This is a genomic window from Nocardia sp. CNS-044 (assembly GCF_059570515.1).
This window is the reverse complement of record NZ_JCANSX010000008.1, coordinates 574,443-598,782: the sequence shown is the minus strand read 5'-3', so window position 1 is coordinate 598,782 and position 24,340 is coordinate 574,443. Positions and strand designations below refer to the sequence as shown.

General features: G+C 68.4%; 23 protein-coding genes and 1 pseudogene. 10 read left to right on the top strand and 14 right to left on the bottom strand.

Going from position 1 to position 24,340, the window contains the following annotated elements; translation table 11 throughout:
• Nucleotides 1-124: 124 nt before the first annotated feature.
• Nucleotides 125-3,487, bottom strand: a complete 3,363-nt coding sequence (locus tag T333_RS21955; protein ID WP_496425669.1) for a CHAT domain-containing protein — start codon at nucleotides 3,485-3,487, stop codon at nucleotides 125-127.
• A 421-nt stretch (nucleotides 3,488-3,908) separates the two neighbouring features.
• Here T333_RS21955 and T333_RS21950 point away from each other — a divergent pair, with 421 nt between their 5' ends.
• Complete coding sequence (locus T333_RS21950) at nucleotides 3,909-4,811, top strand: hypothetical protein (RefSeq protein ID WP_496425668.1); 903 nt, start codon at nucleotides 3,909-3,911, stop codon at nucleotides 4,809-4,811.
• An 82-nt stretch (nucleotides 4,812-4,893) separates the two neighbouring features.
• On the opposite strand, the gene T333_RS21945 is transcribed toward T333_RS21950, so the two are convergent.
• Together T333_RS21945 and T333_RS21940 are read right to left on the bottom strand one after the other, a co-directional pair.
• On the bottom strand, nucleotides 4,894-5,964 hold the full coding sequence (locus tag T333_RS21945) for an NAD(P)H-dependent amine dehydrogenase family protein (RefSeq protein ID WP_496425667.1): 1,071 nt from the start codon (nucleotides 5,962-5,964) through the stop codon (nucleotides 4,894-4,896).
• Nucleotide 5,965: 1 nt separating this feature from the next.
• The gene (locus T333_RS21940) at nucleotides 5,966-6,757 is read right to left on the bottom strand and encodes an SDR family oxidoreductase (protein ID WP_496425666.1); all 792 of its coding nucleotides are present in this window, start codon (nucleotides 6,755-6,757) and stop codon (nucleotides 5,966-5,968) included.
• A gap of 93 nt (nucleotides 6,758-6,850) precedes the next feature.
• Between T333_RS21940 and T333_RS21935 the strand changes: the two genes are divergently transcribed.
• Nucleotides 6,851-7,741, top strand: a complete 891-nt coding sequence (locus tag T333_RS21935; protein ID WP_496425665.1) for a helix-turn-helix domain-containing protein — start codon at nucleotides 6,851-6,853, stop codon at nucleotides 7,739-7,741.
• Between the two features lie 45 nt (nucleotides 7,742-7,786).
• Here the strand turns inward: T333_RS21935 and T333_RS21930 are convergent, their stop codons facing one another.
• On the bottom strand, nucleotides 7,787-8,398 hold the full coding sequence (locus T333_RS21930) for a TetR family transcriptional regulator (RefSeq protein WP_496425664.1): 612 nt from the start codon (nucleotides 8,396-8,398) through the stop codon (nucleotides 7,787-7,789).
• 140 nt (nucleotides 8,399-8,538) lie between these two features.
• Here T333_RS21930 and T333_RS21925 point away from each other — a divergent pair, with 140 nt between their 5' ends.
• On the top strand, nucleotides 8,539-9,426 hold the full coding sequence (locus T333_RS21925; RefSeq protein WP_496425663.1) for a DUF1295 domain-containing protein: 888 nt from the start codon (nucleotides 8,539-8,541) through the stop codon (nucleotides 9,424-9,426).
• Nucleotides 9,427-9,460: 34 nt separating this feature from the next.
• Here the strand turns inward: T333_RS21925 and T333_RS21920 are convergent, their stop codons facing one another.
• The 7 genes from T333_RS21920 to T333_RS21890 all read right to left on the bottom strand — a co-directional run bounded on the left by T333_RS21920 (nucleotide 9,461) and on the right by T333_RS21890 (nucleotide 16,688).
• Nucleotides 9,461-10,216, bottom strand: coding sequence for a type 1 glutamine amidotransferase domain-containing protein (locus T333_RS21920; RefSeq protein ID WP_496425662.1), 756 nt, complete (start codon nucleotides 10,214-10,216; stop codon nucleotides 9,461-9,463).
• A gap of 141 nt (nucleotides 10,217-10,357) precedes the next feature.
• Nucleotides 10,358-11,353, bottom strand: a complete 996-nt coding sequence (locus T333_RS21915) for a TAXI family TRAP transporter solute-binding subunit (RefSeq protein WP_357249608.1) — start codon at nucleotides 11,351-11,353, stop codon at nucleotides 10,358-10,360.
• A complete protein-coding gene (locus T333_RS21910) occupies nucleotides 11,350-13,386 on the bottom strand; it encodes a TRAP transporter permease (protein ID WP_496425661.1) in 2,037 nt (678 codons plus the stop codon). Before T333_RS21910 ends, T333_RS21915 begins: the two co-directional genes overlap by 4 nt.
• 69 nt (nucleotides 13,387-13,455) lie before the next feature.
• A complete protein-coding gene (locus T333_RS21905) occupies nucleotides 13,456-13,818 on the bottom strand; it encodes a VOC family protein (protein ID WP_496425660.1) in 363 nt (120 codons plus the stop codon).
• Nucleotides 13,815-14,765 carry a LipP1 family hormone-sensitive lipase gene (lipP1, locus tag T333_RS21900; protein WP_496425659.1) on the bottom strand — a complete coding sequence of 317 codons (951 nt, stop codon included), beginning with the start codon at nucleotides 14,763-14,765 and terminating at the stop codon, nucleotides 13,815-13,817. Before lipP1 ends, T333_RS21905 begins: the two co-directional genes overlap by 4 nt.
• 10 nt (nucleotides 14,766-14,775) lie before the next feature.
• Complete coding sequence (locus T333_RS21895) at nucleotides 14,776-15,552, bottom strand: glucose 1-dehydrogenase (RefSeq protein WP_355002798.1); 777 nt, start codon at nucleotides 15,550-15,552, stop codon at nucleotides 14,776-14,778.
• 2 nt (nucleotides 15,553-15,554) lie between these two features.
• Nucleotides 15,555-16,688 (bottom strand): LLM class flavin-dependent oxidoreductase, encoded by a 1,134-nt coding sequence (locus T333_RS21890; RefSeq protein WP_097243435.1) that lies wholly within the window; start codon nucleotides 16,686-16,688, stop codon nucleotides 15,555-15,557.
• A gap of 151 nt (nucleotides 16,689-16,839) precedes the next feature.
• Between T333_RS21890 and T333_RS21885 the strand changes: the two genes are divergently transcribed.
• From T333_RS21885 to T333_RS21865, 5 genes are read left to right on the top strand one after another with little or no spacing between them, the layout of a single operon-like run.
• Nucleotides 16,840-17,589: a glucose 1-dehydrogenase gene (locus tag T333_RS21885; RefSeq protein WP_496425658.1), complete on the top strand. Its 750-nt coding sequence runs from the start codon at nucleotides 16,840-16,842 to the stop codon at nucleotides 17,587-17,589.
• 16 nt (nucleotides 17,590-17,605) lie between these two features.
• Complete coding sequence (gene kstD / locus T333_RS21880) at nucleotides 17,606-19,288, top strand: 3-oxosteroid 1-dehydrogenase (RefSeq protein WP_496425657.1); 1,683 nt, start codon at nucleotides 17,606-17,608, stop codon at nucleotides 19,286-19,288.
• Nucleotides 19,289-19,299: 11 nt separating this feature from the next.
• Entirely contained in the window at nucleotides 19,300-20,031 is a 732-nt protein-coding gene (locus T333_RS21875; protein ID WP_496425656.1) for a glucose 1-dehydrogenase, read from the top strand.
• A gap of 16 nt (nucleotides 20,032-20,047) precedes the next feature.
• Entirely contained in the window at nucleotides 20,048-20,866 is an 819-nt protein-coding gene (locus T333_RS21870) for an SDR family NAD(P)-dependent oxidoreductase (RefSeq protein ID WP_355002802.1), read from the top strand.
• 46 nt (nucleotides 20,867-20,912) lie between these two features.
• Nucleotides 20,913-21,329, top strand: a complete 417-nt coding sequence (locus T333_RS21865; RefSeq protein WP_355002803.1) for a hypothetical protein — start codon at nucleotides 20,913-20,915, stop codon at nucleotides 21,327-21,329.
• Nucleotides 21,330-21,476: 147 nt separating this feature from the next.
• On the opposite strand, the gene T333_RS21860 is transcribed toward T333_RS21865, so the two are convergent.
• Entirely contained in the window at nucleotides 21,477-21,638 is a 162-nt protein-coding gene (locus tag T333_RS21860) for a hypothetical protein (RefSeq protein WP_355003098.1), read from the bottom strand.
• Between T333_RS21860 and T333_RS21855 the strand changes: the two are divergent.
• Both T333_RS21855 and T333_RS21850 read left to right on the top strand, forming a co-directional pair.
• Nucleotides 21,631-21,705 (top strand): annotated as a pseudogene (locus tag T333_RS21855) (hypothetical protein); the annotation flags it as partial. The gene T333_RS21860 and the pseudogene T333_RS21855 overlap by 8 nt on opposite strands.
• A gap of 81 nt (nucleotides 21,706-21,786) precedes the next feature.
• The gene (locus T333_RS21850) at nucleotides 21,787-22,602 is read left to right on the top strand and encodes a hypothetical protein (RefSeq protein WP_496425783.1); all 816 of its coding nucleotides are present in this window, start codon (nucleotides 21,787-21,789) and stop codon (nucleotides 22,600-22,602) included.
• Here the strand turns inward: T333_RS21850 and T333_RS21845 are convergent.
• Both T333_RS21845 and T333_RS21840 read right to left on the bottom strand, forming a co-directional pair.
• Nucleotides 22,599-23,258 carry a TetR/AcrR family transcriptional regulator gene (locus tag T333_RS21845; protein WP_496425655.1) on the bottom strand — a complete coding sequence of 220 codons (660 nt, stop codon included), beginning with the start codon at nucleotides 23,256-23,258 and terminating at the stop codon, nucleotides 22,599-22,601. The genes T333_RS21850 and T333_RS21845 overlap by 4 nt on opposite strands.
• Nucleotides 23,259-23,357: 99 nt before the next feature.
• Nucleotides 23,358-24,326, bottom strand: coding sequence for a helix-turn-helix transcriptional regulator (locus T333_RS21840; protein ID WP_496425654.1), 969 nt, complete (start codon nucleotides 24,324-24,326; stop codon nucleotides 23,358-23,360).
• Nucleotides 24,327-24,340 lie beyond the last annotated feature (14 nt).

Below are 24,340 nucleotides of genomic sequence, written 5' to 3'. Positions count from 1 at the left end.
ACACTGCCCATCCCCCTACCGAGTCGTATTCACCACAACGATACGCGCGCCGGAAAGAAGCAATTCGGTAAACCACAGCAGCACAAGGCATTCGGCGATTCGAGGCTGGGCGGTCGGTACGTTCTCACAGCCCCCAGAAGACGTACCCAGCCCATTGCCAGTCCGCGCCACGGCTTCGGCGTAGACAGTCGGTGGCGTGTGCCCACGCGGTGGCGGGATCGGCGGTGCCACCGGCGAGCCGCCTGTAGAAGGCACCGGTATGTTCGGAACTGGCCGCGTCGGGCACTGGCCACAAGGCGCACGCTACTCCGGCGAATCCGATTTCGAGCAACGCTCCTGGGAGACTGACGATTTCATCGGGAAGTGTGATGCCCGGAGTCCCGGACGAGCACGCGGCCAGGACGGCGGCGCGACGTGGACGCACACCGCCGGCGAGGATATCGCGGACGCGGATTCGTGCGGTGGCGTCGAGGGTGAGGGCGCTGTCGAGCGGACTGTGTGGGTCATAGACACCGTGGGTGGCCGTGTGGATCCACTCGGCTTCGATCGAGCGGGCCACCGCGTCGTCGGGTTCGAGGACAACGGCGTGCGCGAACGCCCCACGTACAGCGGTGATGTCACGCTCGGCATGCTCGAGCTGTGGGTGGGGAACGACAACCACCGATTCCACGGTCCGGTCCGCGTGCTCGCGGCACCGTCGAAGATCGGTCAGCGAGAGCAGGTAGGTGGTTTCCCACTCGAGCAGCGGCAACTCGACAGTTTCCGCGTCGCTCCGGTTTCCGGCGTGCAATGGCAGCAGTGCCAGGGCACCGACCGGGATCAGACGCAGACATTTGCTCGGCGGTGGGGTCGCGGCACGTAGCGCGGCCTCGATGGTGGGCAGCACCCGGTGCCCGAGCCAATCGCAGACCTCGGCGACGGTAGCGGCGAGGGTGAGTGTGTCGGCGGCGGTCGCATCGGCCAACTGCTGGGCCATCATGGTGGCTTCGGCCCGCACGATCCCGTCGGCTACCACGGCGACCGGCGGGCCCTCGCAGTTCAGTGCGATCGCCAGGCCACCGAACGACGATACCGCGACGTAGCAAACGATTTCATCGCCCACGATGGTGGCCAGCTCGTGATAGTCCGGAGGAAGAAGGAATCGTTGGAGGCCGTCGATATCGCGGATGCGGTGCAAGAGGTCTCGGCGCTGCCGAGCGAGCGCTTCTCGGTCGTCGACAGAATTGTGCGGGTTCGACAGGCGTGCGGCGTTGTCGGTGAGGGCGTGCAGCAACGTGGGTGCGCGCTGGGCCAGCAGATCGGTATCGGGCGGCGTCAACTGCAGGCGGGTACGTGCCGCGACGGTGCGTAGCGCCTCCAAATGCTCTACCGCGGAAGCGATGTCGTCGTTCTTGACCGCGGCGTAGGCGGCGTCGGCGGCCAGTCCCTCGGCGTGCCGCAGCCACCGTCCGCTGTCGTCACGGTCGAGTGCCACGGTGACCAGGTTGTCGATGACGGTGCGGCAGAACCGGTGTGCGGTGTCGGCTTCGTCCCATCGGTCCAGCTGGCCCAGAACGAATCCCGCGGTCCGTGCCGATGCCAGGGCGGCGGGAGAATACGGTCCTGCCGCACAGTGCGTCGCCCGCGACCAGGCCTGCAACGCGCGCTCGAGGACCAGCGGATCCGGTTCGGCCTCGTAGAGGTCACCGAGCGCGTCACCGTAGGCGGCCCACACCGTGGGGGCGTCACCATGTCCAGGATCCACGATCGAGGTGGCACGTTCTCCCCAAAGCACGGCGGTGCGGGCATGATCGACGACACCGGTGAGGGCGAACAGATCGCGCCAGGCCGACACCAGATTGTGGCGCACGCCCAGACGGCGGGGGTCGTTGTCATCGAGGTCGGCGTCGAGATCTCCGAGCAATCGTGTGGCACGGTCGAAGTCGGCGCTCTGGTCGGGGTCGGCGGTGGCTTCGAAGCGCTCGGACAACGCGGCCGCGAGGTTCGTGGCGATCAAGAACCGGTCGGGGTGGTCGGGACCGGCAGCGCGCAACGCGTCTTCGAGGGCACCAACAGCTTGGCCGAGTGCGTTGGGGTCATCGAGGCGGCGGAAGCGTTCCTGCAGTGCGCCACCGAAATTCGCGAGCCACGTCGGCAGGGCCTGATGGTCGGGTGTGGCGACCCGCAGGTCGTCGATCGCGCGGCGATAGTGCACGATCGCGGCATCGGAGTCGGCCCGGTGGCCGGTGCGTACGAATCGCACGGCGAGCGCGTTGGCCAGATTCATCCACGCCGACGCGCGGCGGTGTGCGGGCAACCGGTGATCATCGGCTACCGCACGGAACAGCGTGATGGCTTCGCTGAGGTGGGCCAGCTCTGCGGTGTGGTCGTGCATTCGCATCAACGAGGCCGCGTAGTTCCCTTCGACCAGCCAGCGATCGCGGGTGGTGTCATCGGTGTAGCGCAGCGCACAACGGTGCCATCGGAGGCTTCTGCGTAACCAGGCGAGATCCGCGGTGAGCAGGAATCCGGTGTCGGCGGCTTGTGCGGCGCCGTCCCACGCCGCAATGCGGGCGTCCCGCGTGAGAACCGGCTGTGCCAGTACCTGCCGGTAGAGTCGCACGCTGCGGTGCAGGTCCTCGAGGTCGCGGGTGTGCTCGGCGCGGCTGCGGAACCGGCCGGCGATAGTGAGATGCAGCGTCGCGGTTCGGGGTGTCGGGGTACCGAGCCGTGTGATGGCGCGAGCGGCGAGGCTCTCGGCTTCGCGGCGCAGCGATTCGTCGTTGCCGAGATCGGCGAGGTCGTCGAGAGCCGATGCCAACCCGATGGCGTGCGCCGACCAGGCGGGGTCGTTGTCGGGGCACGAGGACAGTGCTGTGCGAGCTACCCGGGCTGCCTCGGCGATGTCGTCGACGTTGCCGAGGTGTTCGAATCTGGTTCGGAGACTGGCGATCAAGGCCGCGCGGTTGTCGTCTTGTTCGCTGCCCACGGCGTGGCTACCGCTGGCGAGCAGAACGATGAGTTCGTCGAGTTCGGCGGGCCAGTGGAGGGCACGGCGCAGCACCGTCGCCAGGTTCCGAACGACTGTCCAGTACATGTCGTCGCCGACGTCGAGGTGCATGAGCAACTCGCGCAGCAGATCCGCCGCGCGAGTCCAATCGTCCTCGCGCCCACGGTGATCGGCCCGCCACTTATAGGCGCCCGCGAGATTCGAAGCCAGCATCGGGGCACGCTGGTGCGGCTCGAGAAGACCCAGAGCTCGCTCCCAGACAGCGATCGCGTCATCGATCGCGGTGCCGTCCAGACCGCGCACCGCGCGCTCGTAGTGGAACAGTCCGGCCACATGAAGGTTGTCGACGCTGTCCGCGCCCGACTCGACCAGGTCGGCGGCCTGGCGGGCGACGGCAGGGGCGAGAAGTGAAGCCTCGGTGGTGGAGTCGAGGTGCTGCAGCAGGCGCAGCAGTTCGCCGCGCACCGAGTCGCTGTCACCGATGGCGGATTCTTCCACCCGGGGCTCCGATCCTGGATACGATGCTGATCGCTTCGCAGCCAACGATACGCAGCTAGGCCGACCTGGGATTCGAGATCGTCATGAACCGACTCGCGCAGTTGTGCAGAGATTATCCAAGCCTCGAGAAGATCTGCCGGACACCGGATCTGCGCGCCCGACTGATGGCCGTCATGGAGGATGCGCGAGCCGGTCGCCCGGTCGAGGGGGCCGTGGAATCGCTCTACCGTGACCTGGACCTGGACTCTTCACTGCGCGGCGGGATGCCGAAGCTGCCAGGCACACCCGGTGCGGTCGCCTCGGTCACGATCTTCTTGTGCCCGCGCGAAGAACCGTGTGATCGGGTGGGTGAGCGGCGAGCCGGCGTCGAACCGTATTGCGTGGTGGCGCAGGCGAACTTGCTCAGACACCGGCGAGCACAATGAGCGTTTTCGTCGACGAAGTCGTCAAAAAGCTCGCCGAGCAATGGGTGCGGCTGCTGGCGTTGCCAGGATTGCTGTTCCTGTGTGCGTTGGTCGCGGCCTGGCCGGTGCGCAATCGACATATCGATTCGCCGCAGCAGGCATTCGGCGCGCGCGAGGCCGCACGCTTCATCGCACAGATCAGCGACAGAGTGGCCGCCGGAGGAGCCGTCACGCTGGGGCTCCTGCTCGTGGGACTGCTCCTGGGTTCTATCGCGATCGCCCAATTCGCCTCGACGACTGCCGGCGTCGTCGAATCGGCGTGGTTGGGCGACTGGTGGCCGCCGTGGACGGCCAAGCTGCCGACATACCTCCGTCGCGTCCGGTGGAAGCGCTGGGACACAAAGGTCGAGAAGTTGATGGCGGCCGGCGCCGGCAACCTCGACCTCGTCGCGATCGCGGCCGCACAGGAGCGCCGAAACGCGATCGCTGCCGTATCTCCACAGCGCCCGACCTGGATCGGTGATCGACTCGTGTCCACCGAGGCCCTGATTCGAGGCGTCTACCACCTCGATGTGCGAGTGTGCTGGCCACGGCTGTGGATGACGCTGCCCGATCGGGCACGAGAGGATTTGAGCAACGCCGCCAATGACTTCCAGCGACACTGCCTTACCGCGGGTTGGGGGTCGCTGTGCGTGATCGCGGGTGCCTACTGGTGGCCGATCGCTGCGGCCGGGCTGGTGCTGATATTCCTGGGCTGGCGCCGTGCACGCGAGGCCTTCGACCAGTTCGTGGCATTGGTCGAGTCCGCGTTCGATCTCTATGGTGTAAGGCTCGCCAGGGCACTGGGCCTGGCTGTTACCGCGACACTCGACCCTGCTGTGGGCGACCAGATCTCAGCGCTGCTCGACAAGAGCAACTGAACGGCACACCCAGTTCACTGGCGTATGCGGGTTGAACCGTCCCGGTTTCGGGGCCGCCGCGGGCTGCCCGGGTGGCCGCCGATCAGCACCTCGCCGCTGGCGCGGTGATCAACGGCAGGTCCAGCGCGGTCAGAATCCCCGGAGGGGCCGAGACTACCGCCGGCACCGCGTTCACGATCCGCATGGCGGTCGCGAGCAGCGTCGCGTAGTTGTGGTCGCCGCGCGGGCTGGAGGTCACCAGATCCATTGTGTAGCTGGGGTCGCCGGTGAGTTCTACGCGGTAGGAACCTTGTGGGTGGGCGGGCTGGGGCCAGTCGGGGCAGAGGTCGGGGCGGAGGCGGGTGACGTGCTCCAGTACCGTGACGACTCGGTCGCCGACCATGCCGCGCACCTCGAAACGTAGTGCGGCGGCGGTGCCTTCGGCGATGTGGCCGGTGGCGATGTCGAAGGATTCGGGCGCGGGGACGCGCTCGTAGCTCTCGGTGACGGCGTCGAGCTTCACTCCGATGCCCGCGGCGAGCTGGCGCACCACGCTGCCCCACGCCAAGGAGAGAACCCCGGGCTGCAACAACATCGGCGTCTCGTCCAGTGGTTTGCCGAAGCCCATGATGTCGACCATGACCGCGCGGTTGTCGTAGCTGGCGTAGTCGACGATCTCCATGCAGCGCAGCTGGTCGATGCGCAGGCAGGTTCCCGCGAGTGCCAGCGGCAGCAGGTCGTTGGCGAATCCGGGGTCGATGCCGTTCACCCACAGCGACGAATTTCCCTGCGCCGCAGCCTCTTGCACCGGCTTCAGCAGCTCGTCGGGCAGCACGCCGTACGGGTATTGGAAGAACACCGGCGCGCACGCGACAACATTGATGCCCGCTGCGAGCAGCACCCGCAGGTCCTCGATCGCCTCCGGCAGCCGATTGTCGGTCATCGAGCAATAGACGACGCAGTCGGGCCGAGCGTCCAGGATCGCCGCGACGTCGTTGGTGGCGGCGACGCCGACGGAACGGTCCAGCCCGGCGAGGACGCCCGCGTCCATCCCGGCCTTGTCGGGGCCGGAGACCCACACGCCGGTCAGTTCGAGGTCGGGGTTGGCGATGACGCCCGCCAAGGCGTGGCGGCCGACATTGCCGGTGCCCCATTGCACTACGCGATAAGTCATGTCACAGATCCGGGATCGGGAGGTCGAGGTTGGGACTGATCAGGCCGCCGTCGGGTTCGAGCACCTTGCCGGTGAGGTACTTGCCCGCCGGGGACACCAGATAGAGCGCGGCGGCGGCGATGTCCTCCGGCTCGCCGATGCGGTGCAGCGGCGTCTTGGTCTCCAGTTGGCTGCGCATCGCGTCGTTCGCCGCGACCACCTCCAGCGCGGAGGTCAGGATCGAGCCCGGCGCGATGGCGTTGACCCTGATACGGGGGTTCAAGTCCAGCGCGGCGAGCCGGGTGTAGTGCGCTAGAGCGGCTTTCGCGGTGCCGTAGGCGGCGAAGGCCCTGCCGGGCAACCGACCCATGGTCGAAGTGATGTTGAGAATCGAACCGCCACCGGCTGTTTCGAGAATGCGCGGCACTGCGGCGCGCACCAGGGCGTGCGCGTTGCCGACGTTGAACGCGAACGCCTCGGCCATCGCCTCGGGCGTGGTGTCGAGCAGCGGGCACGGCAGCGCGCCGCCGACATTGTTGACCACGATGTCGAGGCGACCGAACCGGTCCACCGCCGTGGCGGCCAGGCCCGCGGCGGCGTCGGCGTCGCTCAGGTCGGCGGACACCACGTGGGCCTGCCTGCCGACGGCCGCGATCTGTTCGGCGGCCTCGTCCAACTGACTCTTGGTTCGCGCCGCGACAAGCACGTCCGCGCCCGCCTCCGCGAACGCGACAGCGATCGCCCTGCCGAGCCCCCGTCCCGCGCCGGTGACGACGGCGACCTGCCCGTCGATGCGAAATCGATCGAGAATCATCCGCTTCTCCGATCTGGTGTCGAATATTCGACACTCAATGACTTATATTCGTCATCGTAAGTCGACGACCACACCGGCACAAGGGAATGACCGATGCAGTCCACCGAACCCGGCGACGCGCGCCGTTCGCCGTCCCCGCCGACCCGCCGCGTGGTCGAGATCGTTTCGTTGCTGGCGACCGCGACCGAGCCGCTGCCCGTCGCGACAATTGCCGAACGCCTCGGCATCGCAAGGGCAACGGCGACCGCCGTGCTCGCCGAACTCGACGCCGCGGGCTGGGCGGTGCGCGTCCCGGAGCGCGGCTACCGCGTCGGACCCGCGCTCGTCGCGCTCACCGCGGCCCGGCTGCCGCGCGGGGTCGGCGACCTGCTCACCGAGCTGACCGCGAAGACCGGCTGCGGCGCAACGCTGAGCCGCATCGAACCAGACCACCTCACCGTCCTCGACGTGCGGCACGGCCCAGACCGCACGGTGCCCGGAATCCCTGTCGGCCACCGCATTCCGCTGCAATTCCCCGCCGGGGCAGCCGTCATGCCGTGGCGTTCGGCCGCCGAACAGAACACCTGGCTCGCCACCACCGCCGAACCCGACCGCCGCACCGCGAGCGCCTTGCTCACCTTGGTGCGCGAGCGCGGCGTCGCGCTCTTCCGGCCGCGCTCCGACGACGCCGGACTGGTCGACCTGCTCGCCGATCTGCTCACCGCGGCGGGAAGCGAACTGCTGCAACCGAATCTGCGCGCGCGGGCACTGCGCCAGCTCGCCGCGCTCACCGCACGGCCGTTCACCAGGAGCGAGCTGGACTCCGTCGCCGACCTACCGCTGAGCTACCTCGCCGCCCCGGTCTTCGACGCGAACGGATCGGCCTCCTTCGAAGTACAGCTCGGCCCACTTCGGACCAGCACGACCAAACCGGAGCGCGACGACTACATCGCCGCGACCCTGGCCGCCGCACGAGCGCTGACAGCTGCCATCGCCACGCAGTGAATAGGCCTGCGAGTAGTCGCCGGGCCGACCGGCACCGGAATCCGACTACGACGGTGACGGGAGTGACGCCGTCAGCCGGTCACGGAGCGTGGGCCAGTCCAGGTGCGCCTGTTCGGCCCCCGGCACCGCGAGGAGCGCGGTGCCGCGCAACGTGGCGAGGGTGGCGAGCAACCATTCGCGGAAGCCGTCTCGCGCCGCGACCTCCGGAACGAGCTCACCAGCCAGATCGCCGACGGCGGTGGTCGCGAGGTTCGCCAGCATGGCCGCGACGTCGGCGAGTTCCACATCGTTGCGGGCGACGGCGTACAGCTCGAGCAGTGCACGGCTGATCGGCAGGTTGTGGACCTTCCACAGCAAGTCGAGCAGTGCCTCGAACCTCCCGGCGCCCGGCGGCAACGGACCGACCTCGGCCCGCACATCGGCCACATAGCGTTCGACGATGCGCTCGAGAGCGGCCTTCACCAACGCGGTCTTCGTCGGGTAGTAGTGCTGCATCGCGCCCTGGCTGACGCCGGCCCGAGCGGCCACCGCCGAAGCGCTCAACGCGACGAACCCCTGCTCGACGAGCATCGAGACTGTCGCCTTCAGCAGCCGATCCTGGGTCTCCGCTCGTCGTTCGGCTTGGCTCCGCCGTGGCGTCGTCTTGGCTCTGGTCACCTTCCGAAGGTTAGTACCGACCACTTGCAAGTTACTAACTTATATCTTAGCGTGTGCGCATGCCGTCCCCATCGAGCAATGCGCGAGGACTAGCGAACCGCGCCCTCCCGTCCCTCGCTTCCCTGGTCGTCCTTTGCGTCATGCTCACCGAGCCAGCACTGCGGGACTTCCTGCTGCTGAACCTCGGCGTCCAGCTCGCCATCTTCGTGGGCGCTGCCTGCATCCCGGGGTGGCGCACGCTCCGGATGTCCTATGTCGACATCGCATGGCCCTGGGGGCTGTTCGCCCTCGGCGTCCTGACGCTCGCGATGAGCGACAGATCCCCGCTCGCCATAGCCGTGGCCGTCGTCTTCCTGGTGATGGGCGGACGCATGGGTATCGCGGCACTGGCCCTGTGGCGCCACGGCGAACTCGACCATGAGCTGCCGCGCTATCGGTTCCAGCGAAAGCGCTGGGCGAAGGCGACCCTGGGCAGCGAGCGGCGCGACCTCGTGGCCGAGATCCTGGTCCAGGCGGTCTCGAACGTCACCGTCATGGCCGTACCGGCGGCGCTGGTGATCGCGATCGACGGCGCCGGAATGAGCGCGGTCGCAGCGGCGGGCATCATCTTGTGGGCGGTGTCGTGGGTGCTGGAGTCGGTCGCCGACTTCCAGAAACTACGTTTCGTCCGGTCGATGTCGAAAACGAATACGCGGGGACATTGCGATGTCGGGCTGTGGAACTACAGCCGACACCCCAACTACTTCTTCCAGTGGATGCAGTGGAACGCGATCATCGTCTTGTGCTTGCCGGTGCTTGGCCGAGCATTCGACGAATTCACGCCGGTCGCGGCGATCGGCGCGGGCATCGGACTGTTCGCGCTGTCGTTGATCATGTACTGGTGTCTGGTGTTCTACACCGGCGCTGTCCCCGCGGAGTACTACAGCGCGCAGAAGAGGCCTGGCTACCGCGACTACCAGGCGCGGACCAACCGATTCATGCCCGGGTTCCGTCGCGAGAATGCTTCCGCCGGCGACACTGTGAGCTGAGGCGTCGACTTTCGGCTCGGCAGTGGCGGGACTCTCAGCGCTCGGCGCCTTCCAGCAGTGCGAGATACCGGCGTCCGAACAGATAGGCGTCTCCCGGCCAGCGTGCGGAGAGATAGTTGCGATCTTCGACGACGAAGGCGCGGGTGTCGTCGGTGGCGGTGCCGCGTCTGGTGAGTTCCAGTGGGCCGCGCTGGAATTGAGTGGCCGGGTTGTCGAGAGCCGCGCGGACCTCGTCCTCGACGTAGGCCGGGTACGTGCGGTAGTAGCGGCCGAGTCGCCATGCGGTGCTGAAATACGCGATTCGCTCCATGTACTTGGGCAGGCAGGTGGTGCGACGCTGGGCGAGCACGCTACGGCCGGTAGCGGGATCCTCGGACCGGGCGAGGACGAGGACACCGTGGCAGATGGCGCCCACCGGCCGGTCCAAAGTCCAGAACCTCGCGACCTGTCGCTGCAGCGTCTCCGAGCCCAGGTACTGCCGCATGCCGGAGGCGTCTCCGCCGGGTAGCAGCAGTCCGTCGAAGTCGTCCACGTCGACCTCGGACCAGGAGACGGTGGCGCTGAATTCCGGTGTGCCGGTGAGCTGTTGATAGAAGGCTCGAGGCTCGGCTTCGGCACCCAGTCGACCGAAGACGACTCCGGTCAGCAGCCGCGGATCCGCCGCGGGCACCGTACCCGCTCGCTCGGTGGCGAAGACGACCTCGTGTCCGGCGTCGGTCAGGATCCGCCAAGGCACGGCGACCTCGGTGACGTCGAAGTCGTGGTCGGGAACCGGCATGAGGACGCGCATACGCACATCATCGCAGCCGGCACCCGTCCGTGTCCGGAAGCGTTGGACGGTGCGGTCAGGCAACGTCCGCCGCCGACACAAGCGGGTGCCTGCTGCGGCGCTGAACGATCAGGCCCGCGAGCGACCTTCAGCGGCGATCGATCAGTTGGCCAAGGCGTGCTCGGCACCCCGGTGCAGCGGTACCGGCGCGGTCTCACGCGCGGTGTCGCGGGTGATCCCCTTGGCGGCCGAATTCGCCTGTTCCAGTTGCTGTTTGCGATCGAACAGCGTCTTCGTGAGCACACAGGCCAGATCGGCATCGAGATCATCGCGCACCAGAAGGACATTCGGAACGACGATGGTCGCCGCGTCCGCGGGCAGCCCGTAGGTCGCGGCCGGAATCTTGCCCGCCTCGTACACCGGGTTCACCTCACGCAAACGCGGTGCCAGATCGGCGATGTCGAGGAAGCGGACCTTGTCCCCCGCCGAGGTGAACAGGTCGGTGATGCCAGGGGTGGGCAGGCCGCCGGAGAAGAACATGGCGTCGATGGAGCCGTCCTTCATGCCGTCGACGGTCTTGGTCAGATCCAGCCGCTGCGCGGAGATGTCGCGCTCGGGGTCGATTCCGGCGGCGGCCAGCACCCGCTGGGCGATGACCTCCGTGCCCGACTTCGGCGATCCGGTGGAGACGCGCTTGCCGCGCAGGTCCGCGACCGAGGAGATGTTCGCGCCGTTGCGCACGATCACCTGGGTGTAGTTCGGGTAGAGCCGCGAAAGCGCCTGCACCGGTTGCTTTTTGCCGTCGAAGCCGCCGGTGCCGAGCACCGCGTCGGCGGCTGTGTCGGCGAGCGAGAAGGCCACCTGGTAGGTGCCCGCCACCAGCTGCTGGATGTTCTGCACCGACGCGCCGGTCTCGGCGGCGGTGGCCTTCACCGTGCCGTCGGTGGCCTGGGCGACCTGCTCGGCGTAGGCGTTGCCCAGCGCGAAGTAGACGCCGGTGGCGTTACCCGTCGCGATGCCGACGCGCGAATCCTGTTTCACCTCGCAGGTGACCGCGCCGCCCGCGTCGGTGCGCGGTGCGTCCTGGCGACCACCGCAGCCCGCGAGCAGTCCGGCCGTCACGGCGGTGACGGCGACAATCGTTGCGACTCTTCTCACTTCGTCCTCCTTCGGGAGAGCAACGTGTACCCGGCGGCGGCCGCGAGCGCGGCGAGCCCGACGATCAACGCGACGGGTTCCAGGTACAGCAGCACCAATCCGCCCGCCCCGGCGAGCACCCGCGCGGCCACCGGCGCCGGTCCGATGCCCAGCAGCCAGCCGCCGGTGGCCGAGGCCAATGCGGTGACACCCACACAGGCCACCACGCTGGTCCACAGCACACCCAGCACGGGCCCGGTGCCGAGCAGGTGTTCGCCGGGCTCGGTGAGCACGAACACGATCGGCACCAGGAACGCGGGCAGCGCGTACTTCAGCGCCTGCCACATGGTCGGCACCGTGCGACCACCGGTCACCGCCGACGCGCCGACAGCGGCCAGCGCCGTCGGCGGGGTGACCTCGGAGAGCACCGAGTAGTAGAAAACGAACATGGCCGCGGCGGGCGCGGGCACGTCCAAAGCGAGCAGGGCGGGCCCGATGATCGCCCAGCCGATGATGAACGAGGCGGTGACCGGCACCGCGAGACCGAGCAGCGCCAGGGCGACCGCGGCGAAGGCCACGGTGCAGGCGAGCACGACGGTTTGATTGTCCGAGAGTGCCGAGGCCCAGCGGACGAGCAGCGCGGCCAGTTGCGCGCCGAGTCCGGTCTTGGTCGTCATCGCGGTGATCACGCCCGCCGCGGTGCACACCGCGACCACCGGCAGCGCGGAACGGACGCCGCTGCTGAGCGCGTGGAACACCTGCCGTGGCGAACGAGCCCGGCCGCGGGTACGCGCGTCGAGGAAGGCGAGGGCGAAGGCCAGAAGGGTCGCGTAGACGACGGCACGGGTCGCGCTGACATCGAGGAGCAGCAGCACGACGATCGCGATCAGCGACAGGAAGTGGTAGCCGAAGCGGGCAAGCAGCCGCCAGGCCGACGTGCCGCCGATCTCCACCGGCCTGGTGCCGAGCCTGCGCGCGTCGATCTCCACGGCGAGCAGGATGCCCAGGTAGTAGAGCACCGTCGGGATCAACGCCCAGCCGAGCACCGTCACATAGGAGACCTCGAGGTACTCGGCGACGATGAACGCTGCGGCGCCGAGCGTCGGCGGCGAGAGGATCGCGCCGACGCCGGCCGCGGCCAGCATGCCGCCCGCCTGCTCCGGCGGATATCCCGCACGCTTGAGGATCGGCCAGGTCACCGCGCCGACGCTGACCGCGGTCGCGGTGCCGGAGCCGGACACCGTGCCGAGCAGGAAACCCGAAGCCACCGCGGTGCGCCCGGCCGCGCCTCGGGACCGGCGGAACGCCGCCACCGACAGATCGACGAAGAACTGTGCGGCGCCGGAGAATTCGAGCACCGCGCCGTACAGCGTGAACAGCACGATGTAGGTCGCCGCGACGTCGAGCGGGGTGCCGTAGAAGCCGCTGCCCGAGTTGTACAGCGCGTCCACGATCTGACCGAAGTCCAGACCCGCGTGCGCGATGGTCCACTGCTGCGGGAGCAGCCCGCCGTAGTAGCCGTAGGCGAGAAACGCCAGACACACCACGGGCAGCACCCACCCGGTGGTCCGGCGGCAGGCCTCGAGCACCAGCACGAGCAGCACCGTGCCCATGGCGACGTCCACCGGGTCGAGCAGCCCCTGCCGGTCCAGGAATTCGTTGTAACCGCCACCGCCCGAACCGATTTCGAACGGCAGCACCGGGTAGAGGCAGACCACCAACGCCAACGCCGCCAGCGCCCAGTCCAGCACGCCAGGCCCCGAGGCTCGGTCGAGCAGCCGAAGTCCCGAGCGGTACGCCAGGAAGATCAGCGGCAGCGTTCCCGCGAGGAACACCACCAGGTAGTACTGACTGCCCTGCGACAGCGGCCGAAACACCTGCCACACCGCGAGGATCGCGATCGCGAACGCCGCGACCGCGACCACCCGCTCGGGCCACCCGCTCAGTTCGCGAGCGGGTCGCTCGGCATCGTCCACTTCGAGCGTGTCGATCGCAGGTCGCTGCTCTGCATCAGGCAGCTCCTCGTCGAGCTGAGGGTCCCGCGTGTCGGACATCGTGCGAAAGTACCAACGCCGTGCGCCCGATTCGCCCGGATTCGCGAAGGTGGTGCGCTCGCGGCGTGCTCAACCCGAAATCTTTGCGGAATCATGAGGTTCGTACAGCACGACCGACCACGGCGTGCCCGTCGCCGCTTCGATCGCGGCGCGCCGTTCGTGCGGACCGATTGCCGGATCCGCCACGGCGACACCCGCCCCGCGCAGGGCGGCGACGACGGCGTCGAGGTCGGGGACCTTGACCGAGAGCGCCGCCGCGTCCCCTTCGCGATCCTTCCCGGCCACCATGACGCGGGCCGGACCGACGTCGAACTGCGCCCACCGGTCGCCGTCGACGAAGGTGGGCGGCCCGCCGAACAGCACGCTCAGCAGCGCGACGGTGGCGGGCAGATCGTCGGTGGGCAGGATCGTGCCGATCCGCTCGATGCTCATTTCTCGCTCCCGAAGGCACGTCGGACGGCCGAGAACGCGGCAGCGGCGGCTTTTTCAGCATCCGGAAGGTGATCGGCCATGCTCGCGAAACCGTGGAACATCCCGTCGTAGCGGACCATTTCGGTGGGGACGCGCGCCGCACGCAACCGGGCGGCGTACGCCTCCCCCTCGTCGCGCAGCGGATCGAACTCCGCGGTGAGGACGTGAGCGGGCGGCAGTCCGGACAGGTCGGCGGTGCGCGGCGGCGCGGCGTAAGGGTGGTCGCCGTCGCCGTCGGGGCCGAGGTACTGCTCCCAATACCACCGCAAGTGCGCGGCCGTGGTGAAGTAGCCCTCGGCGTTGTCTCGGTAGGAGGCGGTGTCGCGAGACGGGTCCAGCATCGGATAGATCAGCAGCTGATGCGCCAGCGCGGGCCCGCCGCGGTCCCTGGCCATCAGCGTCGTCACGGCGGCCAGATTGCCGCCGGAACTGTCGCCCGCCACCGCGATTCGGGTGGGATCGCCGCTGAACTCGGCGGCATGGTCCGCGACCCAGCGCAGCACCGCGTAGGCGTCCTCGGCGGCCGCGGGGAACCGATGCTCGGGCGCCTGGCGGTAGTCGACCGAGACCACGATCGCGCCGACGCCGTTGGTCATCGTCCGGCAGAACCGGTCGTGGCTGTCCAGGCTGCAAATGGTGAATCCGCCGCCGTGACAGAACACCACCACGGGCAGACCGAGTCCGGCGTCGACGGGCCAGTAGATCCGCACCCGCACCTCCGGCGCCCCGTCCGGCCCTGGCACCGTCCGCTCCTCGACCCGTCCGACCGGGATCGGCTCGACGGCCGCCGCGGGCCGCGCCGCCAGCAGGCGACGGGCCTCGGCGGCGTCGAGTACCTCGGTGCCGAGCTTCGGGAAGGCGGCCGAGGCCAGCTCCACGATGGCGCGGGCTTCGGGTTTCAACGGCACGATCGGCTCCTTACTCCATGCCCGGCAGTTGCGCGCCGGGTGGAATGAACTGCCCGGCCGACAAGCCGCCATCGATGGCGAGTTCCGCGCCGGTGACGAAGGCCGAGGCATCCGAGGCCAGGAAGGCGACCAGGTCGGCCACCTCGCCGGGCAACCCCACCCGACCGAGCGGCAGCGCCGGGAAACTGCCTGGGCCCGTGGCCAATCCGAGGTGGCCGATCATCGGTGTGTGGATCGGGCCGGGGTGCACCGAGTTCACCCGGATGCCCGCGGGACCGAGCTCGAGCGCCGCGGTCTTCGTCAGCCCGCGCAGTCCCCACTTCGACGCACCGTAGGCGGCGTGTCCCATCAGACCCTGGAGACCGGCCTGCGAGGAGATGTTCACGATGGACCCGCCGCCCGCGGCCGCCAGCGGACCCGCCACGGCCTTGATGCCGAGGAAGGATCCGACCAGGTTGACCCGCAGAATCCGTTCCAGCTCTTCGGCACTGGTGTCGGTGAGCGCCTTGGTCGTGTAGATCGCGGCGTTGTTCACCAGCACGTCGAGTCGGCCGAATTCGCGTTCGGCGGTCTGCACCGCCGTCGCCCACTCGGACTCACTGCTCACGTCGTGCGCCACGAAACGCGCGGCGTCGCCAAGCGATTCGGCCACCGCTTTGCCTTCGTCGGCCAGCACGTCGGTGATCACCACGCGCGCACCGAGTTCGACGAACAGCCGCGCTTCGGCCTCGCCTTGGCCGCGGGCGGCGCCGGTGATGATCGCGACCTTCCCGTTCAAAGTCGTCATCGTCACTCCTCGTTCTTCCGGAAGTGCGGGATCACCGTCTCGCCCCAGTGCCGGATGGTCTCCAGGCAAGCCTCCTGCGGCACGGTGCCCATCTGGATCAGGCACAGGATCTCGTCGGCGCCCGCCGCCTTCAGCCGTTCGACGTAGGCGATGGCGTCCTCCGGCGAGCCGTAGGCGTGCTCGGCGTTGAACACCGAGGTCGCGCCGGCCTTCACCGGGATCTTGGCCTCGTGCAGGTAGGCGACGTGATCGTCGGCGGCCTGCTTGATGGCGGCCAGCTCGTCGGCGTTGGGGTCGACGGCCTCGTCCGGCACCGGTCCCGCGCCGTACCAGTGCTTGATCGACTGCGCGAAGAACCGCTGGCCGCGCGCGCCGATCTGCTGCGCCTTCTCGCGATCCTCCAGCACGATCGTCGGGCACAGCGCCGCGAAGTGATCGTTGACGACAGTGGAGACGAACTTCTCGCCGGTGCGTTCGGCGATGGCCTGGTCGTAGGTGCGGCGCAGCTCGGCGATCTCCTCCACGCCCGCGAAGCCGAGGACCAGCGCGCCGATGCCGTAATCGGCGGCCAGCTTCAGGGTGTCCTTCTTGGTGCACGCCATGAACAGCGGCGGGTGCGGCAGCTGGATCGGGCGCGGCAGCATCGGGTGCGGGTCGATGTCGAGCAGCTCGCCGTGCCATTCGAACTCGCCTTCGGGGTCCTGCCAGGCCTTGCCGATGATGCGCAGCGATTCCTCGACCTCCTGGTAGGTGCGGTCGGGATCGACCCCGCACATGGAGGTCTCCTGCGGGGTGGCGCCGCGGCCCGCGCCCAGGTTCACCCGGCCGTTGGAGAGCACGTCGAGCATGGCGGCGCGTTCGGCGGCGCGCACCGGATGGTTGAAGTTGAACGGCATGCAGACCACGCCGTGACCGATCCGGATACGCTCCGTGCGCGCGGCCACCCAGGTCAGGAAGATCTCCGGGGCGCTCATGTGCGCGTACCACTTCAACCCGTGATGCTCGACGGCCCAGACGGTGTCGAAGCCCATCTCCTCGGCCAGCACGGCCTGCTCCACGCAGTCGCGCAGCACCTGCCGTTCGTGCTCGGCCGACGGATCGGTCATCTGCGCCTCGAAGATCATCGAGAACTTCATGCATTGCCTCCACTTCTCAATATGCCTAGTAGGAATATTTCCGATGCTGCCGTGGAGGTCAGGTGCATGTCTCGCTGGCTGAGACTGCGCACCCCTGCGCCGACACCGGAGACCTAGCTTCGAAGCGAGGCAGCAGAAAGGAAGGACCGCAGTGGGTCGACTCGAAGGCAAGGTCGCGCTGATCACCGGTGGCGCGCGCGGGATGGGCGCCGAACATGTGCGCCGCTTCGTCGCCGAAGGCGCGCGGGTGGTGTTCGGCGATGTGCTCGACGAGCAGGGCGCGGAACTCGCGGCCGAGCTCGGCGCGGCCGCCCACTACGTGCACCACGACGTGACCAGCGAGGCGGACTGGACCGCGGCGGTGGACACCGCGCGCGAGAGGTTCGGCAAACTCGACGTGCTGGTGAACAACGCAGGCATCCTGCGCTTCCAGAGCATCGCCGACATGAGCCTCGCCGATTTCAGCACCATCATGAACGTCAACGTGACCGGGACCTGGCTGGGCATCAAGACCGCGGCGCCCGCGCTCACCGAGGCAGGCGGCGGGTCCATCGTCAACATCTCCTCGGTCGAGGGATTCATCGGCGCGGCGGGTCTTTCCGCTTACAGCGCAAGCAAATTCGCGCTGCGCGGCGTCACCAAGTCGGCCTCGCGCGAGCTGGGCAAGGCGGGCATCCGGGTGAACTCGGTACACCCCGGCGGCATCGCCACGCCGATGACCGCCAACGCGTCCTCCGGAGTGGACGGAGACAAGTTCTTCGCCGGGCTGCCGATCCCGCGCTGGGGCCGTCCCGAGGAGGTCACCGAGGCGGTGGTCTTCCTGGCCTCCGACGCCGCGGGCTACTGCACCGGCACCGAGGTGGTCGTCGACGGCGGCATGCTCACCGGCGCGGGCTACTGAATCGGAAAGGCAGACGATGTCTGAACAGAAGTCCACGGAGGCCGTCTACGACGTGGTGGTCGTCGGTTCCGGCGCGGCGGGCATGACCGCCGCGCTGACCGCCGCCTATCGCGGCCTCTCGGTGGTTCTGATCGAGAAGAGCCGTACCTTCGGCGGTTCCACCGCGCGCTCCGGCGGCGGCGTGTGGATCCCGAACAATCCGGTGCTGGTGCGCGAGGGCGTGCCGGACAGCCCCGATCTGGCCCGCGTCTACTTGAAATCCGTGGTGGGCGATCGGGTTCCGCAGGCCAAGCAGGACGCGTTCCTGGACAACGGCCCGCGCATGATGACCTACCTGAGCTCGCACACCCCGCACCTCGAATTCGTCTACGACCGTGGGTATTCCGATTACCACCCGGAACTGCCCGGCGGTCTGGCCCAGGGGCGCAGCATCGAGCCCGCCATCGTCGACGGCCGCCTGCTCGGCGACGACCTGGCGCTGATCAACCAGCCGACGATGTCCGGCCCGAAGGGAATCGCCTTCACCGTCAGCGACTTCCACGATCTCAACATGATCGCGCGCACCTGGAAGGGCAAGCGCACGGCCATGAAGGTCGGCGCCAAGGCGGTCATGAACAAGCTGCGTGGGCGCCTGCCGCTCAGCCTCGGCAAGGCGCTCGTCGCCCGGCTGTGGCTGGCGCTGCGCGACGCGGGCGTTCCGGTGTGGCTGAACACGCCGCTCACCGAACTGATCACCGAGGACGGCGCCGTGGTCGGCGTGCGGGCCGAGCGCGACGGCGCGCCGATCGTGCTGCGGGCGCGGCGCGGCGTCGTGCTGGCCGCGGGCGGCTTCGAGCACAACCTGGAGATGCGCGAGCAGTACTTCGCCGCGCCGGTGAGCACCGACTGGACCGTCGGCGCCACCGAGAACGTCGGCGACGGCATCCGCGCGGGCGAAAGCGTCGGCGCCGCACTCGATCTCATGGACGACGCGTGGTGGGGTCCGTCGGTGCGCAACCCCGACGGACCGCCGTTCTTCTGCCTGGCCGAACGCTCGCAGCCCGGCGCCATCATGGTCAACGACGCGGGTCAGCGGTTCACCAACGAATCGGCCAGCTACGTCGACGTCGTGCACACCATGTACGAGCGCCACGAGACCGGGATCGGCCACGTGCCAGCGCACTTCATCATGGACCAGCGCTTCCGCGATCGGTACCTGTTCCTCGGCACCTTCCCGAAGCAGGCCATCCCGCAGAAGTACTTCGACGCGGGCATCATCGAAAAGGCCGACACTCTCGAAGAACTCGCCGACAAGATCGGCGTTCCGGCCGACGCGCTGACCTCGACGGTCCAGCGGTTCAACGGCTTCGCGGTCGCCGGGCGCGACGAGGACTTCCACCGCGGCGAATCCGCCTACGACCGCTACTACGGCGATCCGACGGTGAAGCCGAACCCGTGCCTCGCGCCGATCGAGAAGCCGCCGTTCTACGCGGTGGAGATGGTGCCCGGCGATCTCGGCACCAAGGGCGGTCTGCTCACCGACGAGCACTCCCGGGTGCTGCGCGCCGACGGCGCACCGATCGCGGGACTGTACGCGGCGGGCAACAACTCGGCCGCCGTGATGGGCAACAGCTACGCGGGGGCGGGCGCGACCATCGGCCCTGCCATGGTGTTCGGCTACATCGCCGCCAACCACCTCGCCGATCTCGACCGAGCGTGAAAGGACAGGACATGGACAGGGTCAGCGGTAAGACGGTCATCGTGACCGGCGGTGCGCGGGGCATGGGCGCGGCATTCGCGCGCAAGCTCGCGAGTCAGGGCGCGGCGGTGGTGATCACCGACGTGCTCATCGAGGAGGGCAAGGCCGTCGCCGCCGAAATCGGCGAGCGGGCGCTGTTCCTTCCGCACGACGTGACCGACGAAAATGCTTGGCAATCCGTGGTTTCCGAAGCGGAGCGAGCCTTCGGGCCGGTCTCCGGGCTGGTCAACAACGCGGGCATCGTGCACGTCGACCCGATCGAGAAGCTCGCCGAAGCGGACTACCGCAAGGTGATCGACGTCAACCAAGTGGGCGTGTTCCTCGGCATGAAAGCCGTTGTGTCCTCGATGCGCCAGGCGGGTGGTGGTTCCATCGTGAACATCTCCTCCATCGGCGGCATCATCGGCCTCCCCAACATCCTCGGCTACGTCGCGTCCAAGTGGGCGGTGCGCGGCATGAGCAAGGCCGCGGCGCAGGAGTTCGGCGCGGACGGAATCCGCGTCAACTCGGTGCATCCCGGCGTCGTCGCGACCGAGATGACCGCCACCTCGGACCGTTCCCACTCGATGGTGCACGACCAGCCGCTGCCCCGCGCCGCCAGCCCCGAGGAGCTGGCCAACGTGGTGCTGTTCCTGATCTCCGACGAGTCGGCCTACTGCACCGGCGCGGAATTCGTCGCCGACGGCGGCTACACGACCAAATGACACGAGGACAACTGCTGTGAAGAACTTCCAGGACAAGGTCGCCGTCATCACCGGCGCCGGGGCGGGGATCGGGCGGGCGCTGGCGCTCGAATTGGCGCGCGACGGCGCGCGTCTCGCGCTGTCCGGGCGCGACCTGGCCAATGTCAGCGAGACCGCCGCGCTGTGCGAGCAGGTGGGTGCGAAGGCGCGCGCCTACAAACTCGACGTCACCGACCGCGACGCCTTCTACGCGCACGCCGAGGAGGTGCGCGCCGACTTCGGTCCGGCCAATCTGCTGGTCAACAATGCGGGCGTCTCGCTGACGGCCACCGTCGAGGAACTCAGCTGGGAGGACTTCGAGTGGATCGTGAACATCAATTTCTGGGGCGTCATGTACGGAACCAAGGCGTTTCTTCCGCAGGTGATCGCCTCCGGTGACGGGCACATCGCCAATGTCTCCAGCATGTTCGGCCTGGCCGCGTGCCCGAGCCAAGGCGCCTACAACGCAACGAAATTCGGTATTCGCGGCTTCACGGACGCGCTGCGCCAGGAGATGAAGATCGCCGGTCATCCGGTCGGTGTGAGCAGCGTGCACCCGGGCATGGTGAAGACCGAGATCGCCTGGAAGGCCCGCGCGGGCGGCGATCGCGACCGCGACGCCCTAGCCGCCAACTTCGATCGGCTGGCCAAGACCACGCCCGAGGCCGCGGCGAAGATCATCCTGCGCGGCATCCAGAAGGACAAGGCCAAGATCCTCGTCGGCGCCGACGCCCGCGTCATCGATCTACTGCCCCGGCTTTTCGGCTCGGGTTACCAGCGGATCATCACGGCCCAGATGAAGAACGAGGTCAACTGAGCAAACAAGGCGTTACGGGCCCGGCAACCGGTGGCAAGCTGGAACTGTGCGTGCTCAGGATGTCCGGATCGGGGAACTCTACGTAGTCGAGGTGCCCCATCGGCTGCCCGCGCGCACCGCCAGGCTGCGCGCCGGGGAGTGGGAATTGTGGCGGCTGCGCGGGTGTCGGTTCCGCGCCGTCGTCACCGCGCTCGACACCACCGTGCGCCCGGCCACCGTCGAAGCGTTGCGGGTGACACGGCACAGTGTCACCCGCGTCGACCTGACCGCCGAGCAGGCCGCCGGTCTCGGCCTCCCCGACGGCCGATACCACTTGCTCGGCATGATCTTCGACAACGACGGCCACCCCATCGAACTCCCCGACCTCGAACCCCTGCGCGCCTCCGTCCGCTGGCTCTACCCCCTCGCCGAACACCGCCCACCCGGCACCCACCGCGACATCGACTTCCACCCGGCCCTCTGAACACCGGACGGTCGATCTTGGATCAGCGCCGGGTCGACTGAGGTGAATCGGTAACTGCGCGACGGATTTCCGGAAACTCTCCCGAGACGCACCGCTCTGCGACATAGTGGTAGACGCTCGCGTACCCCACTCATACGCGGGCGTACCTTACTCGATGTTCGTGAATTGGATCAGAAACTGCATGAGGACGAGCACATTTCCGGCGGCGGCGAGCGCCGTCGCCATCACAGCCTTGATCGTCGGATCGGCGGGCGGATTTCCCGGGGCGGCCCACGCCGACAACGCACCCGGTTCGCCAACGGTGATCACGGTCGACACCACGGAAGACGGCGTGGCGGCCGATCCACAAAGCGGGCTATGCCGGACTGCCGCTGGCGCCTGCACACTGCGAGCGGCAATTCAGACGGCCAATGCCCGGCCAGGGAGCACAGTGGTGGTGCCCGAGGGGCGCTACATCTTGACGATCCCTCCTGACCCACGGAAGGTGCAGGGCCGCAACCCGGATCCGACCACGGGAGACCTGAACCTCACCGCGCCGACAACGCTGCGTGGCGCAGGCGGTGATCGAACAGTGCTGGACGCCAACGGAATCGACCGGGTACTCAGTATCTCCGCGCCCGCGACGTTGACGGGGCTGACCGTGACCGGCGGAGTTACCGCGCAGCACGAGATCCCGTACTACGACACCGGCGGCGGCGGAATCTCCAATTCGTCCAACCTCGTACTCGACGATGTCGTGGTCCGGGGTAACAGCGCCGGGTACGGCGGCGGGATCTTCAACGTGCCGGGGTCGGACCTGCAGACGAGAAACACGGTCATCACCGGCAACACCTCCGGCGAGGCGGGTGGCGTGCGCTGCGACAACACTTGCACCTTCACCGACTCGACGATCTCCGACAACCGCGTGGTCAATCCCGAAGTCTGGTACCGCCCAGGTGGATTCGCCGGACGCGGCGGCGGCGTCGACGTCCGTGGACGGGGCGTGGTGACCTTCGATCGTTCGACCGTCACCGGAAACAGTGCATCGGACGCGGGCGGCGGCATCAACGTGGCGCCCGCCTACCTCGACACCCTCCCGCGCCTGTTGACGGATGTGATCAATGTTCCAGTGGGAACCGTAGTGTTGCGGAACTCGACCATCAGGGGCAACACCTCCGGCACCGTTCGGGACAACTGCGCGAAGGTGTTCGCGCGGATCGTCTCCGAGGGCGGCAACACCAGCGACGATACTTCCTGCGATCTCACCGGGCCGGGCGACAGAGTCGTGCCCTAGCAGGTAGGGGTCGCCAGCCCGAGCAGCGTGCGGTGGATGTACAGCACGATGTCCTCGAGCTCGAGCAAGTCACCGCCCGCGCGCAGGGTCCTGCGGACGGCCTCGTTGGTCGCATCGGTCACCGCCAGATACGCATCGTCCGGCACCGATGGATCAACGGGGCCTGCCCCCGCACGCCACGATCGGATGAACCCGGCGAACCAGTGTTGGCACCGTTCGAACGACTCGATCGCCCGCGTCCCGGCCGGGGCGGTCTCCAGGTAGAACGAGCGGGCGAACGACGGTTCGTCACGCAACAGGGTGAGATATTCGCGAATTCCGAGCCGCAGCGCCTCGAGCGGCTCCACCGGTTCGGCGAACACCTCCCGCATCACGCGCTCGAGATGCTCGATCATCAGATCCCGACCCGTCTCGGCCGCGGCGAGGAAGCACGCTTCCTTGTCCGGGAAGTGCTGGTAGAACGTTCGGCGCGAAACCTTCGCCGCCGCAGCGATATCCGCGATCGTCGCGGTGAGATAGCCGCGATCCGCGACGACGACCGTCACCCCGTACAAGAGCCGCTGCCGCTGCGACCCGGTCACCAGCTCACGAGCAAGGCCGTGCGGCCCGTGCGGCAACTCCGCCAGGGTCGGCTCCAGCAACTTCTTACGTCCCACCCGCACCTTCATATCAGGCGCGTCCCTGGCGGGAAGAGCCGGTTCGGCGGACCGCAATCGGACAGATCGGGGTCGCTGCCGTCTCGGGCCTACTGGGCCTCAACTCGAATCACCAGCCGCGTGAAGGAGTTTGGTGGCGAGAGCGCGGAGGTGGGTGGCCATTTCCGGGGGATGGCGAACTTCGAAGGGGAGGTCGAGGTGGGCGATGCGCAGGGCGGTCCATTCGAGGGAGTCGGCGGTGGTGCGGAGCAGGCAGGTGTGGTCGTCGAGGGGTTCGACTTCGGCGGTGCGCACGCGGAAGCGGTCGGCGAGTTCCGCGGCGGAGGCGTGGACCAGCAGTTCGACGTGCTGGACGGGGCGGGCCAGAGCGAGCGAGCGGGTGACGAAGGCGGCGGGGTCGGCGTCGGGCAACTCGCGCGGCGCGAAACGCACCCCGATGGGCAGCGTGGACGCGATGCGGTCCACGCGGAACGTGCGCCAGTCGGCGCGGTCGACGTCCCAGGCGACGAGATACCAGCGGCGCCCGGCCGAGACCAGGCTGTGCGGCTCGACCAGCCTGCGCGACTCGATGTCGTCTTTGGCGATGTAGGAGAAGCGAATTCGCTCGTGGTCGCGGGCGCAGGCGGCCAGCGCCACCAAGGTCTCGGGATCCACCCGCGGACCCGCGGGCGGTCCGGCCAGATCGACGGTGCTGGTCTGCACCGCGTCCACGCGCCTGCGCAACCGATCCGGCAGCACCTGCTGAAGTTTCACCAGCGCCCGCGCGGCCGATTCCTCGCTGCCCGCCACACCGCCGAGCGCGGCGTGGCGCAAGCCGAGCGTGATCGCGACCGCCTCCTCGTCGTCGAGCAGCAGCGGCGGCAGCGCGGCCCCCGATTCCAGCCGGTAACCGCCGACCGCGCCGAGCCCCGAGCGCACGGGATAGTCCAGCTCGCGCAGCCGCTCGATATCGCGGCGCACCGTGCGCACGGTGACGCCGAGCCGCTGTGCCAGCTCGGGCCCACTCCACTCCCGCCGCGTCTGCAACAGCGCGAGGAGTTGGAGAAGCCGGGCGGCGGTATCGGTCACAGCGCCCAGTATGC

Excerpts from the sequence above, each read along its gene's own strand:
- T333_RS21920 (WP_496425662.1), bottom strand. The coding sequence starts at position 10,216 with ATGCGCGTCCTCATGCCGGTTCCCGACCACGACTTCGACGTCACCGAG.
- T333_RS21910 (WP_496425661.1), bottom strand. The coding sequence starts at position 13,386 with ATGTCCGACACGCGGGACCCTCAGCTCGACGAGGAGCTGCCTGATGCA.
- T333_RS21875 (WP_496425656.1), top strand. The coding sequence starts at position 19,300 with ATGGACAGGGTCAGCGGTAAGACGGTCATCGTGACCGGCGGTGCGCGG.
- T333_RS21940 (WP_496425666.1), bottom strand. The coding sequence starts at position 6,757 with ATGATTCTCGATCGATTTCGCATCGACGGGCAGGTCGCCGTCGTCACC.
- kstD (WP_496425657.1), top strand. The coding sequence starts at position 17,606 with ATGTCTGAACAGAAGTCCACGGAGGCCGTCTACGACGTGGTGGTCGTC.
- T333_RS21945 (WP_496425667.1), bottom strand. The coding sequence starts at position 5,964 with ATGACTTATCGCGTAGTGCAATGGGGCACCGGCAATGTCGGCCGCCAC.
- T333_RS21890 (WP_097243435.1), bottom strand. The coding sequence starts at position 16,688 with ATGAAGTTCTCGATGATCTTCGAGGCGCAGATGACCGATCCGTCGGCC.
- T333_RS21935 (WP_496425665.1), top strand. The coding sequence starts at position 6,851 with ATGCAGTCCACCGAACCCGGCGACGCGCGCCGTTCGCCGTCCCCGCCG.
- T333_RS21925 (WP_496425663.1), top strand. The coding sequence starts at position 8,539 with ATGCTCACCGAGCCAGCACTGCGGGACTTCCTGCTGCTGAACCTCGGC.
- T333_RS21895 (WP_355002798.1), bottom strand. The coding sequence starts at position 15,552 with ATGACGACTTTGAACGGGAAGGTCGCGATCATCACCGGCGCCGCCCGC.
- T333_RS21905 (WP_496425660.1), bottom strand. The coding sequence starts at position 13,818 with ATGAGCATCGAGCGGATCGGCACGATCCTGCCCACCGACGATCTGCCC.
- T333_RS21950 (WP_496425668.1), top strand. The coding sequence starts at position 3,909 with ATGAGCGTTTTCGTCGACGAAGTCGTCAAAAAGCTCGCCGAGCAATGG.